Below are 13656 nucleotides of genomic sequence, written 5' to 3'. Positions count from 1 at the left end.
GTTAGAGTTGCTGTTTTGAATGTAAATGCAAGTAGCATCTAATAAAAATCAATCTAACAACTTTTCCTTATTTCCTTTTCAATAATTTTTAAATCTAAAATAGCGATGTTTAATTTCAATCGCCATAATCAACCTCAGATTTACTTTGCAAAGTAAGCTTACCCGTACTATCAATCAACATTTCTCCTTGATTGGTCTGCACGATGGATTCACCTGAAACCTGTTCCAACTTTTTGCCTATATTAATTTCTTTATTGTTAAAGACCCGTTCAGTACTGTTTTTACAATCTGTATCATAGTTTTTCTTGACGGAAACCTTTTTACTACCACCAATGTCAAAATCCATATCTTCATGTATGTTGAACCTTACGTTTTTTGCATTGAACTCCATATCACCTTGGGCGGTAAAGGTCATATTTCCCTCTGAAGTATTAATATGTATGCTATTGCCGTTTTTGTCGTTAATCGTTATACTCTCCCCGCCATCGGTATCATTCAATTCTATGATATGTCCACTTCTTGTTTTTATCGCTTTAATATTATTATCGGCATCCGCAAAGCCACTACTGGCACTGCTGTTGAATCCTGCACTAAGTACAAAGGGTTTTTCCGGGTTTCCGCCTTCAAAGCCTACCAATACCTCTTCGTCCTTTTCGGGAATGAAATAAAACCCCTTACCACCACCACTGTAGGGAGTAGGTACTTTTATCCACGGAGTGTTCGTCCCCATAGGTTTTTGCCAAGGAAACTGCACTTTTATCCGTCCGAGGCCATCGGGATCTGCGTTGTCCAAAACAAGTCCACGCTGATCGGCAGACCTTGTAACAGCAAAACTGTTGGAGTAGGGAAGGTGTTCGGTACCTTCTGGCACGCCTTCAAAAGAATTGCTATAGTGTCCGCTATGGTCAAAACGGTGTACCACTTTTATAATATCGTATGATCCGTAAGGATCTTGTGCTGTAGGGTCGGAAAAATTAAGACCCTTTAAGGAAAGCGTATCTCCCACGCGCATGCCCACTAGCTCGGAGGATCCGGAAGCGGTCACCATACCGGATGCCCTTCCCAAGGTGTTCACCTTGGCAGCGGTATCAAGACCGGCCTGTGCACTATATTCATGTTGTCCTATGGTATAGTCGTAACTGCTTTTTTTATTGAACAGGGTATCGGATTCGTCTTTTACGGATGAAAGATAGGGGTGGGACGAATTGGCGGTATGGGCGGCCGAGCTAGCCTCCAATTGGGTGTTGTTTACCCAGTCGTGCCCTTTAATGTCAAAAACCTGTTCTTTGAGCGAGGTAGATAAATTGAATGATAGAACATCGATCCCGTACACGCCGTTAAGGGTAGCGCTGTCGGATTTTCCCACGCAAAAATCACGTCCGTTATGATAGAGCCAAACCCCGTATCGGCTGCACAATCTTTGTAGGAACGAGAGGTCACTTTCATTATATTGTACCGTGTAGGGCAATGAAATACCTGTACCCGTACCTATACTTTTTTTCAATATATCCGTGGAATGTCCTTTTAAGGTGTCCTCCACAACTTGGGATAACGATGTACCTTCTTCGTAACTAAGGCACTGTACCGAATTTGCCAGTAGAACGGACGGTCCATGGCCCGAGATGACCAGGGTACCGGAAGCACCGTTTCCTTTTTGAAGGTCTACATTGGTAACCACACCTATAAATTCCATTTCACCGGAATTGAGCCCAATGGACATTTTCTTGCCGATATAGCCCAATGCATTTTCCATAAGGGGTCCGGCATAGGTTTCCGAGGCATGGGCGGGAAAAGCGATACGAAAAGTACTGTGGCCGCCAATGGCCTGTTCTACGGATACGGAATAGCCCGAATTTGGAAGAAATGCATTACCGTTTAAAATGAGGTTGATATTGACGATTTTGGACATGCGGTGGTTTTTTAACTGATTAAGATATTTAGAATTCTAAGGGTTACCAAAAATTCAAATGACAATTCGATGAACGGTATTTCGTACAAGTTGCCTGTTTGTATACAGGCAACTTTGTAAATTATAGTTTACAAATTATATAACGCTATAAGCTAACGTATTACCCTATTGGGTTATTATAGGTTGCTAGGTATAGAAAACCCGAAACGGCAAAACGTTGGCTGATCTGGTCTTTATGCCGATCAACAGTTCTTTTTTCAAATGTTCCCAGTCCGTCTCACTATAATCGGCATCTACATTCCGGGTTATGTAAATATCGGTAGTAGGGGTGTAGCCCACGGAGTTGCTTTGGGATACCATAACACCTTTTTCTACTTTTACTTTTGTTATGGCATCTTTGAATACGGCATAACAGTGGTGAATGATGTCCTGACGGGTAATGATACGCCCTCTAGAGAGCACTTGTTCCCTGTAGGCATAAATTTTTTCGCTTGGATTGGGTTCATCATGACCGCCTAAGCTTCCTGTTATAAACACCAGTGATTCCGGCTTAAAAGCGGTTCCCGAGTATTGGAATAATTTACTGTACGGATTTATTTTATTGGCCTTCTCACCCGTAGTTGTCCAATAGTCCGTAAAAACTATTTTGTCCCTATTTTTTTCTACACTATTTCGGTTGACGATCAAATATGGGATTTTGTGTTTTCTGAAATTGCGTAGTTCTATTTGCTGCTCGATCCGGGAAACAATTTGCTTTAAGTCCTTAAGGTTGCTGTTTATAAAATCATCGCCCATGGCGGAAAAAGCAACACTGTCTTCTTTTAGAAGGTCTAAGGTATAGTTTAATAATTCCGAAGCATCGCGCTCATCAAACCTACTTACACCTCCATAACGTAAATAAGCCTGGGGGCGGGTATCATCTTTTTTGTTTCTGTCACGTACATAATATTCATTACCGCTGTCTCCCAATACGTTGTGGACATCCAAAAAGAAATCTTCTCCCGCCTCTAATGGAATGATATTGAAATTAGGCTGTAACCGCTTACTAACACTGTGCGATTTTTTATTTAAGGTAGGGAAGCAGTTGATATGGCAGTGCAGGTTCTCTAACATGGAAGAAGAGACCACTGTAGAAAACTCTATTTTTATCCATAACAAAGGCGTAGTCAAGGCATCTAAATCTTTCTGACTCAAGAATTCCTTAAACTCTTCCGGGTATTTTTTAAGCTTTCCTTTTAGATTGATGCTACCTTCCAGCGTATAAAAATGATCTCTGTAAAACTCCCTTACGTATTCCTCGTAAAACTGTATCTTGCTTTGTATGCTTTCGTTAATATATGCGCTGTAGTCGTCTTTAACTATTTCTGGTTGCGCATACCCCTTAACTACGTTTAATAGTTCTCCGTTAATAGACCAGTCCGCAATACCTAAATGGTGTACCAACAACTCTTTGTTGGTAAAGTTTAAAAGGTCAAAATAGCAAATGAGGTCGTCAATGGTCTTTATGCCTGGAGCAGGCTTTATACCCATATAGATACTGCTATTTTCCGGACTACCGATAAAATCCGAACTATTGAGCCATGGCGTTGTTCTATGATTATGGTGCGAAACTATTTTATCCGGAAAGGCTATATAGCTAAGCTCGCAATTGTTTAAAGTAAATTCACCCGAAGGGCAAAAGAAAAAATCCTTAAAATCTTCATTTCCGCTATCCCTGAACAGCGGCATGCGTTTTCTATGAAAAAATTGACTTCGTTCGTTTATTACCATTTTACCATCAACGGGTAAGGCATGTACAATAGCATGTGCGGGTTTGGCCGTAACCGATATTTCCGGTGTAAGCAAATCTACCAAACGCTCCGTAACCTTGGTACGACTAGTTTTAATGGTGTCTGAGATACGTTCAAACTCATGAGCACAAGCATCAAAAAGAATCCCGACAATAGGGTCAAAGGAATATTCTATTTCCATATCGTCTACACCCCAATCCTCGGCGGCCCTTCGGATCAGTCTGTCTTTTATCTCCTCTTTTGTAAGGCTCTTCATTTAGTTGTTTTTTGGCTGATAATTGAATCTAGTTCTTCGGTACTAACTCCTATTAACTTATTATTTATACGATAATGGAGCTAAATAGTAGTCTCCATTAAATGTAAACGGCTCATCTGTCTTTACAATTGTACCTTTTATGGTGATATAGAGGTATTTCTTTAAGCGAACCTTATTGGTTTTGGAAGACAGGCTTTCCATCAACTCAATATTTAGGTCTATATTCGATAGGCGTTTTTCGTAAGTCTTTATTTGTGCCGTTAACGACTTTTTAATTCTCTCTTTTAGAACATTGGTATTTACCAAAAGGTCAAAATCCGTTTCCCAGATTTCACTACCAAAATGCTCATCAAAAGTATATTCCTCAAAATAGGTGGTTATAATCACACTTATGAATTGAGAAATAGAATCTTGTAGCGTTAATTTCTTTAGCTCTTTCTTTTCAAAAAAACGTTTGAAATCAAATGGTGCTTGGTAATACGGTTTAGCCATTATTTTTTTTCAGATACGGTTAATACTACTATGAACGAACTAGCTTGCTTATTTCTTTACCTTAAATTCCAGTTCACCTTTCTTTAACGCAACATTTACCGTTTGTGGTGCCTTTATCTCTCCCGAGATAATCATTTTGGACAACGGCCTTTTTAATTTATTACGGATAACGGCCTTGAGCGGGCGTACACCATAGGTTGGGGAGAACCCGTCTAAGGATAAATGTTCTTTGGTTTTTTTGTCTATTTCTAAGGTTATTCCCAATCTTTCCGTTAGTACCAAGAGCTCCTTTTTTAAGTGTAAATCGAAAATAAACGGAGCGTTTTTCTCGGAAATGGGAGCGAAAGGAACAATTTCAGTTATTCGGCCTAAAAATTCCGGTCTAAAATAGCTGGCCATTATTTCTAGCAGCTCATTGGATTTGGGTATTTTTCCTCCTTCTATTGATTTGCTGATAAAATCGGAACCAATGTTTGAAGTGAACAAGATAACGGCGTTTGAAAAATCACCCACTTTCCCCAAACGATCGTTTAGTTTCCCTTCGTCAAGTATTTGTAAGAATACATCAAAAACGGATTGATGGGCTTTTTCAATTTCATCAAAAAGTACGATTGAATATGGTTTTTGGCGTATTTTATTTACCAAGACACCGCCTTCTTCATACCCTACATATCCCGGAGGAGCTCCATAAAGCAAGGCTGCGGAATGTTCTTCCTTAAATTCGGACATATCAAAGCGTATGATGGCCGATTCATCATTAAACAGAAATTCCGCTAACGATTTTGCCAGTTCCGTTTTACCGGTTCCGGTAGGTCCTGAAAAGAAAAAAGAACCAATGGGTTGCCCGGCCTTGGAAAGCCCTGATCTAGATTCTATAATGGCTTCCGTAACGGTTTTAATGGCGTTATCTTGACCAATGACCCTTTTCATAAGCGTAGTCTCCATTTCCAGCAGTCGCTCACGTTCTTGGGATTGTACCTTTCCTGCAGGAATACCAGTTATACCGGCAACCATGGCTGCTAAATCCTCTTCGGTAACAGCAGTTCGTTTTTCTTTGGAATGTTCCGTTATACCGGATAATATACTATTTATGTAAGCTGATTTTTTTTCATAGGTAGGTAGACGTAAGCTATCTTCCGTATCAAATTTTCCGGTTACAATAGGACTTAATCTATTTTTTAATTCGATGTAGACCCAATCTATAGCTTGAATTTTTTCGGACTCCTTTTGTTTTTCCGTTTTAGAAGCTATTGCATTGAGCTTATCGTTCAGATCTTGTAAATCTGTTGGCAAGGATTGTGTGGACACATTGGCGGCGGCCATTGTTCTATCTACCAAATCCAATGCGGAATCTGGTAAGCTTTTCTCTTTTAAATACCGTTTTGCCAGGCGAATGGATTCTTTTAGCGCCTCATCATCAATAGTGAGCACATGATGCTCAGTATAGGTCTGGCCAACACTTTTTAAGATACGAAAAGCCATTTCTGGATCAGGCTCTTTTACGGTAACGGATTCAAATCTTCTGTTAAGTCCGTCATCATTGGCGATGTGTTTTCTATAACTATCTGCTGTGGTTGCCCCGATCAAGATAACCTCACCTTTATTTAATTCCGATTTAATAACATTTAAAATGCCTTGGCTTGCAGACGCGTCTTGTAACAGCACATGAAAGTCATCTATAAATAGAATAGGTTTTACCAGGTTTTTTGCCTCGTTAAAGATACTTTGTAAACGATCTTCAACTTCTCCTTTATACGAAGCTCCAGAAAGTAAAATGGCGGTATCTACTTCTAATAAGGTGGCCTCTTGTAAAGTATCCACGATTTTTCTGGAGTGAATTTCCTTGGCCAAATTATGTATCAAAACAGTTTTGCCTACACCGGACTCGCCTTGCACCATTACGTTGGGCTTGGATTTTCGGCTAAGGATTTCAGCGATTTGCTTTAGCTCCCGATCACGATTTATGATATGGTCATAATAACCACCGGCAGCTTCAACAAGTAAATCGTTGGTATATTTTTTTAGAACATCGGTGTCGGGTGTAAAATCGTTTGTAGTATTTACGCTTTTCTTGTTAGCTGCACCTTTGCTATCCGTACCGTTAGAAAAACTATCGAATAGTTCTGAGCTGCTAACGGGTAGTGATTTTACTTTATCGAAACTAAAACCTACACCTGGCGTAATAGCAGATATGAATAAGCAGATAAGGTCTACATCTGGTCTGTTTAACTTGGTCTGTATCTCTTCCGCCTCAACAAAGACCATTTTTGCCTCTGAACTAGCTTTTACCGCCAAAGTGCGACTGGTACGTTTAGGGTGGGATTCCATATTAACATCTGCCCACTCTTCTATAAAGTATACATCAACCCCTTTGTCGTGTAAAATACGAAGTAAAGAAAGGTCCCTGTTTAAAGAGGCTTTGATTAAATGAGCGGGGCCAAAGCTTTCATGTTGGTGTTCTTCGGCAAGTTGTGTGGCAATATGTATAGCTTTCTCTAATTCAGTATTCATGCAATGGTTAGTTTCGGTTCATACGTTTGGCAAGATCTAATGCGGTATTGAGCCTGCTGATTTCTTTTTCGTAATCGGTAATTTGCTCCTCTAGGTCGTTTATTTCCTGTCTGGCGCTCTCTACTTGCTTTAAATCTCTTTTGGCATCTACCAATTTGTTGTAGGTAAGGACCAAGTTTTCGTACATACTGCGGTCATCCAAAGAATCTTTAGGAATATCACTTCTAAGGTCTATAAGGTTTTTGATAATGGACTGTTCTACAAAAAACCAACCTTCTTTTACGGTATCCAAAGAATCTATTTGTTTGTCCACCCCTTCTAGCGCATTTATAAATTTTTTCTGGTAGATAAATTCATATTGCATTTTTTTATTCTCCTTACGCAGAACGGCATTTTCCTTCCAAGGTAGTTTGTAGCTATAGAAAAAAGCCGTGAACAGAATACCCACCGTTATGGCGAACATTAGTAAGAACAATAGGAAAGAGGAAGTTCGTTCTTTTTTGTTTAGTATCTCCATAATAGAATTTTAATCAGCTAGGAAAGAAGGTTTGTTGGATTTGTCCTGTTTGTTCTGGACTATGTTTTCATTTACGAAAATGCCCATATCCCTTCGTTTTCCGATATAATCAACTTGTGTTAACACGGTAAGCAAACGGTCAATAACGTTCATGAAGCCAGACGCTAAAATTAGGTTTTGGTTCACATCGTTATGATTGTATTGCATGTTGATTACATCCGTGAAAATTTTTTCATAATCACCTCCTTTTAATTCGGTCCATTCTCCAAAATAATTAAAAAGTTCTTCTTTATTCTGTGATGATGAGATGTCTACAGATCCTTTAAAAACTCGGGCAAAACTCACAATAATTTCTAAAAGCTCCTTTGGGTGCATATCATACTCTTCCCATTTTATCTTTGTAATCTGCTGAGCAAGGTATGCATACGCTTTATCAACCGCCAAATGCATGGCATCCGCAACGGGATTATCGCTCTGCTTCGCCATAATTTTTTGAACGATAAGAATTGCGTTGCGTTCTGTCATTTTTACGAAGTTTTCGGTATCGTTATAAAAGTCGATTAAACTTTCATGAGCGCCTAGAGTTAAACTAGGAGGTATATAGTCTGTTGCAATAGAAAGGCTTTTGCCTTCTTTTTGAATTTTGGCAATTGGGAGTTGGTTGCCGGACAGTCCTGATTTTGCTAAATCATCACTGGTAATAAAAGTAAAAAACTGACCGTTGGTCAAAAATGGATGTCTTGGTGGAATTTCCTTTGGGTCCTGTTCTCCAAAAGGTATGGTGTGCTCCGTATCTAGGTTTATTAGCAGAAAGCCTTCATCAAGCTTACTGTCCGCTAATTCATCAACCACAATTTCTTCTTTAACGGAAGGCGTATTTTCTGTAATCTCTATTCGGTTTCCGTTTGGGGTAATCGCTCGTAATTTTTTGATGCTTACCTTTAGGCTTTTGTGAATGTCCAGGTTTATGGCGTACTCATTATTACCATCCAGATAAGACGCTAAAAAACCATGACCGTATCTTCCTTTACGAACAACATAGGCATCTTTTATACTGTTTTCGGCAAAATTCTGAAGGCTTTCAAAATGCTCCTTGGAGATTTTCATGCCGTCTACCCAATTAATTTTAAAGTTCTTGATATCCTCTATCATGATATTTACGTTATATACGTTGGCAAATTACTACATCGCCATCGTTTAGGTTATTATCTTCTACAGTAAGCTCTGAATCTATATGTTTAGAAGCTCCGTACCACTTTGGTTTGCTATAAAAATACCAACCGTGAGGGTCACCTGATGCATCCGTTAGTTCTATTTTGGTTGTTGTTTTTTTAACGTTATAATCGTTTATAAAGAAAAAGAACAGCCGGCCGAATTCCATATTTTTGGGTGCTTTGGCTTTAAAGCTGGTCATTTCCCCAGCTTCGGTATTTTTGTAGAACATAAAGTTAAGTATGATCATGTTCTTTAGTTCGTAATGCTCAGGTGTATCGTATTTTTTCTGTAACGGGTAATACCATTTGGTGTATAACTTTACAGGAATTGAAACCGAATATTTATAGAGTACAAAAAAGCTTGTAGGTATGGTAAATGCCGCAATCGTCAGAAAATAATAGGGCAGATATTGCAAATCTTTATAGTGCGCCGCAATAAGGATTACGGGGACCATAACCGCAAAGGAGGTTATAATTCCATAAAGTAATTCTTTTAGCCCCTTATCTATATCGAATTTTTCAAACAGATAGCGGTAGAAAAACACGTGAAGACCGCCCATTACCGTTGCAAAGGCTAATATCCAAAAATAACGGAACATTAATGCAGACTGTTTCAGGTTGTATATTATTGCTAAAAATATGCCCATTACGGCAATTAGCGCAGCAAGGTAATAGTAATATTTTTTCCTTCTAGTTTTGAAACCAGGGGTTTTCCGGGCCAGTAAACCAAGAGCCAACAAAATAAAAACCAAGACCATTGCAAAAGGAATCAGGGCTTCTACGTTTATAAATCTTTTCAAGTAACTTCCAATCATAGGGGTCTAAATTGTAGCGGATACGCCAAGTCTTCCGGAATATATATCTTCGCTCATCACAAATTCTCTTTCTTTATCTGCCAGCGTAAATTTTATTTCAAAATCGGCCTCATAGGGCAAGGTGTGTTCCAAAAAGAAATTCATTAGTACATTAATTTTTCCATTGGGCATGTAATCAACTATTTTTTCAGGTCGTCTTATTTTGTCAATGATAAAAATGTATTTTGGAAGAAAGGTAACAGGTTTTCCTTCAGTAGCCATATTTATTCCCAATTGCCATGGTTCTTGCTTCGTTTCCGATGCTATAGTGGCATAATCTTTCTCAATTATTAGCTTTTCTTCAATAATGTTTTCCAATACTAATTGTAACAACGGCAAATCACCGGCTATCTTGTACATGAAAGGCATTGTTTTAAGAATTTTTGCAGCCGTACTTGCCGGGATTCTAGAGTCTATTTGCCAAAGATTTAATAAAAAGCCAACCAATTCCGGACTGCCTAAAGATTTAAAGGTAAGGTCTTCAGCTGACTCTATGGCAACACGCTGAAGAAAAAATTCGGTTTCCAAGGGCTTGAAAAACTTTCGGGCATTTTCTTCTTCAATCTTTCTACCGTTATAATCCGTAACCATGGTTTCTACATATGGCGTTCCGGAATAAGTTTGGTGAAAAAAACGTTCGGGAAAAATATTATAAAAACTTCTGCGGCTTAACGATACCTCTATAGTGTTCTTTTTGTCCAGACTTTCCTGTATAGTCGTTATGTCTTTACTAAAGCGTCTTTTAAAGAAGTCTCTAAGAACTATATCAATTGCTGTCTCTTCATTATTTAAATAAGAAATAAAGGTTTCTGCCTTTAGATCAAAATCAAGGTCGAACAGCTCTTGCTGTATTTTTTCTGGGGAAAGGCTTTTCATGTTTACAGGTTTTTGAGCAAACGTGCGCCAGAGACGAATCTATCTTGCCAATATTTTGAGTTCAAGTCTGCAATTTGAACTCCATGGGGGGAATTTGATCCTGTAAATTTTCCGTTTTGAAGGTAAATGCCCACGTGGGAAACCACTTTGTCTTCATCTCGTAATCTAAAAAAAAGTAAATCCCCTTGTCTTAAAAATTTTTGACCGGAAAAGTGAGCTTTTATATCAAAATCAAACTGTTGGATAGAAGTTCTTGGAAGTTTTAAACCATAAACTTTTTCATAAATATCTTGTACATAGGCAGAACAATCAACTCCATTTTTGGTAGTGCCTCCCCATTGGTAGGGCGTGCCCATCCATTCATCTATACTTGCATACAATTTTTCGTTTTCTAGGTCTTCATACGGGACACCTAATAATTCAGAAAAACCCAGTCTTTGTTCCTTAGTTAGGTAGGAGGGTTCTACTATGGTAATTTCTTTTTTATCTTGCACTACTTTTGCTGCGGCCAAACGTTTGGATTTTTCTATTTCTTGCCTATAATACTCGCCTTGGCCGGCTACGGCAGTTTTATTGGCACAACCGCTAAGCAAGGCAATAATTAAAAGAAAAGACAGTTTTAATTTCATATAAAAAATCGTACATTTAATTGAAGGGAACAATGGATAAAATTAGAGATTAATTATGAATAATAAAAGTATTAAAACTCACTTTGACCTTAACGTGTTTATCACTTTTTTAGTATTGTTCTTTGCGGGATTAGCCCTTTTTTCTTTTCGTTTGAACAGTGAGGTTGATTGTAGCAATGTAGATTTTGAGATTATTTCCAATTCCTACACAACTGAAGATTTAATAGAATTTAAAAGCACGGATCCTTCAGGATTTAACTGGACTTGGAATTTTGGGGACAATGAACCTGAGGCGTTCCGGTCAGACGTTGTTCATCAATTTAAAAAACCTGGTAAATATTCGATTTCTTTACAAATGAATGGCGAATGTGTAGCATCTCGTGAAATTGTAATATCTAAGGACAAGATAGTGCGTGATGCTAAGCTTATTCCCAATATTGTTTTGCCAAAACAGGTTAGGGTAGGTGATGAAGTCGAATTTTTTAACGATTCCAAATTCGCTACTTCTTGGCAATGGAGCTTTGGGGAAACAGCAACTGTAGACGGCAATGATAGAAGGGAAACATATACTTACAAGTCTCCCGGGGAAAAAACGATTCTACTTGTGGTGAATGGTGATCGCAGACACGAGGCAAAGCGTATTTTAACGGTATACCCTTCCAAAAAGAAAGTAAGAATTAGTAGAAGTAGAAATGCTAGTGCGCCCATAGAAAATGTTTTGGCAACAATTCCTGAAGCCCCAAAAGAAGAGAAACCTATAGTTGTAGAAGAAGATACTGTAGACAAACCTCCATATATTGAAATCTCAAATGAAGAGATAGAAGATATGTTATTAAGGTACTCGGTCAGAAATCTAGATGACGTTAGCATCCGAAACTATTTTTGTGTAACGAACATTCCTGTTTTCAATAAAAGCGGAGATCGTTTTACGGTTAGCCAATTCTTTAAAGCGGTACGGGACGTTAAAATAGAAATCAATAGCCTTAAACTCTATAGGGATAAGCAAACTGGTTGTATAAAAAGTATGACAGTTGACATGCGGACCAAAAAAGGATTGTTCTGGAAGAGTTTTTAGTGGATGCTTTCGTGCGGACTTAATATAAGAATTACTAGGTTGGTGTGACTCGACAAGAGGAAGAAGAGTGGTTTTTTAAAAAACTTGCATTTTTTATCGGGTCTTAATTCAGGTTTATGGAATAGGTTTACTTCACGAATTGTTCCCTGTTAAAATGGTATATTGGCAATGAATTTATCTTCAGTATATAGTGGTATTTGCTATTATTAAAATAGCTTTTTTCCTACGTTATTTTTTATGTCGAATACTTATAAAAGCTTGCACTTTATCGAAAAATATTTGGAGACTATCAGATATTTAATAGTTTAGCATTGTCTTATTGACGTTTATATATATTTAATCAGGTATTAATTACCACAAAAATTATTTTTTATGTCTTTTAAAGCTAAATTGAATTTAGGAGGAAAAGAGTACAACATCTTAAATTGTAACTACGATCTTTTTCAAGAAACAGATCCAACAGGTCGTCCATCTTCTGTAACAAGAGGAGGTAAGATTACTGTTACTGTAGAATCCAATGACGACACTGCCGGTGTTGAATTAATGATGGATAACTTCGGTAAGAAAGATGGGTCTATTACTTACACAAAAAGAGATACGGACGCTAAACTTAAAGAAATCAAGTTTACGGAAGCCTATATGGTAAAGTACAGAGAAAACTTTGATGCCTCTGGAACCAATCCTTTAACGGAGACGTTTACTTTGTCTGCAAAAGAATTGAGTATTGGTGGTGGTCAGCACCAGAACGAATGGGTAATGTAATCCATTTATCAATCTATAATATGAAAAGGAGGCAAGCAAACGCCTCCTTTTTTTTACTGTTTTAACCAACGAACTATTAAATTTTACATTTCATACCTGTTTCCTAGGTAATTGTGATGAATCTATATCGTATAAATGCCTTTTAAATATTGCTGTTAGGAAAGTTTATGATTCAAAAGTACTGATTGTCGTATTTCTATACGTAGATAACGTTTAGGTAATATTAAGGAAAAAACCTACCTATGTACAATCGGTTACTTTATTTGCGCATAACTTTTTTTTAAGTAAATTTAGAAATTAAAACAAATTAAATATGGCTATTGATAACGTAGGTATTGGTGGTAACGAAGTAAAAGGCGATGCTAGTGAAGCCTTGAACGAAATTCCACAGAACAGAGCTTTAATTGCCGGTAAGCTCACCCCAAATGCACCGGTAAAGCCAGAAGTGGTAGAAGGTCTAAGAACCGTTGAGGATATTTTTGAACATTACGAACCCGAACTCAAAATTCCTTTTGAAGATAAAAACGGCGGTACCGTAAACGAAACCCTGAAATTTAAAAACCTGGGTGATTTTGGTAAAAAAGGCATTATTAATAATAGTGTTTTTTTAAAGGAGCTTGAAATTGAGAGTGATCAATACAAAAAAATCATTAAGCAATTAAAGACCAATAAAATCTTGAAAGCCGCTTTAGAAGATCCTGAAGCTAAAAAATCTTTGGTAGGTACCATAGATGCTTTGATCGAAGAAATTAAAAATACTAAATAAACTTA

12 protein-coding genes are annotated in these 13656 nt (G+C 37.8%); 3 read left to right on the top strand and 9 right to left on the bottom strand.

The genetic code is table 11. The features are described 5' to 3' along the window. Nucleotides 1-115: 115 nt before the first annotated feature. The 9 genes from IWC72_RS17675 to IWC72_RS17635 all read right to left on the bottom strand — a co-directional run bounded on the left by IWC72_RS17675 (nt 116) and on the right by IWC72_RS17635 (nt 11048). Nucleotides 116-1909 carry a type VI secretion system Vgr family protein gene (locus IWC72_RS17675; RefSeq protein ID WP_194530696.1) on the bottom strand — a complete coding sequence of 598 codons (1794 nt, stop codon included), beginning with the start codon at nt 1907-1909 and terminating at the stop codon, nt 116-118. Between the two features lie 186 nt (nt 1910-2095). Continuing rightward, nucleotides 2096-3955, bottom strand: coding sequence for a type VI secretion system baseplate subunit TssF (locus IWC72_RS17670; protein WP_194530695.1), 1860 nt, complete (start codon nt 3953-3955; stop codon nt 2096-2098). 60 nt (nt 3956-4015) lie between these two features. Beyond that, on the bottom strand, nt 4016-4447 hold the full coding sequence (locus IWC72_RS17665; RefSeq protein ID WP_194527500.1) for a GPW/gp25 family protein: 432 nt from the start codon (nt 4445-4447) through the stop codon (nt 4016-4018). Between the two features lie 48 nt (nt 4448-4495). Further along, nucleotides 4496-6958, bottom strand: a complete 2463-nt coding sequence (locus tag IWC72_RS17660) for an AAA family ATPase (protein WP_194530694.1) — start codon at nt 6956-6958, stop codon at nt 4496-4498. Nucleotides 6959-6965: 7 nt separating this feature from the next. After that, on the bottom strand, nt 6966-7475 hold the full coding sequence (gene tssO, locus IWC72_RS17655) for a type VI secretion system TssO (protein ID WP_194527498.1): 510 nt from the start codon (nt 7473-7475) through the stop codon (nt 6966-6968). Between the two features lie 9 nt (nt 7476-7484). Then, on the bottom strand, nt 7485-8627 hold the full coding sequence (locus tag IWC72_RS17650) for a hypothetical protein (protein WP_194527497.1): 1143 nt from the start codon (nt 8625-8627) through the stop codon (nt 7485-7487). Nucleotides 8628-8637: 10 nt separating this feature from the next. Next, complete coding sequence (locus IWC72_RS17645; protein ID WP_194527496.1) at nt 8638-9489, bottom strand: TssN family type VI secretion system protein; 852 nt, start codon at nt 9487-9489, stop codon at nt 8638-8640. A 21-nt stretch (nt 9490-9510) separates the two neighbouring features. Continuing rightward, the gene (locus IWC72_RS17640; protein ID WP_194527495.1) at nt 9511-10419 is read right to left on the bottom strand and encodes a hypothetical protein; all 909 of its coding nucleotides are present in this window, start codon (nt 10417-10419) and stop codon (nt 9511-9513) included. A 2-nt stretch (nt 10420-10421) separates the two neighbouring features. Continuing rightward, nucleotides 10422-11048, bottom strand: coding sequence for a C40 family peptidase (locus tag IWC72_RS17635; RefSeq protein ID WP_194527494.1), 627 nt, complete (start codon nt 11046-11048; stop codon nt 10422-10424). A gap of 55 nt (nt 11049-11103) precedes the next feature. On the opposite strand from IWC72_RS17635, the gene IWC72_RS17630 reads away from it, so the two are divergent. The 3 genes from IWC72_RS17630 (at nt 11104) to IWC72_RS17620 (ending at nt 13651) form a co-directional block, all read left to right on the top strand. Further along, nucleotides 11104-12123 carry a PKD domain-containing protein gene (locus IWC72_RS17630; RefSeq protein ID WP_194527493.1) on the top strand — a complete coding sequence of 340 codons (1020 nt, stop codon included), beginning with the start codon at nt 11104-11106 and terminating at the stop codon, nt 12121-12123. 372 nt (nt 12124-12495) lie between these two features. After that, a complete protein-coding gene (gene tssD / locus IWC72_RS17625) occupies nt 12496-12885 on the top strand; it encodes a type VI secretion system tube protein TssD (RefSeq protein ID WP_194527492.1) in 390 nt (129 codons plus the stop codon). Nucleotides 12886-13198: 313 nt separating this feature from the next. Further along, complete coding sequence (locus IWC72_RS17620) at nt 13199-13651, top strand: hypothetical protein (protein WP_194527491.1); 453 nt, start codon at nt 13199-13201, stop codon at nt 13649-13651. Nucleotides 13652-13656: the final 5 nt, after the last annotated feature.

This window comes from Zobellia roscoffensis (assembly GCF_015330165.1).
Lineage (GTDB): Bacteria > Bacteroidota > Bacteroidia > Flavobacteriales > Flavobacteriaceae > Zobellia > Zobellia roscoffensis.
The sequence above is the reverse complement of the archived record's forward strand: the minus strand, read 5'-3'. Positions and strand labels throughout refer to the sequence as shown.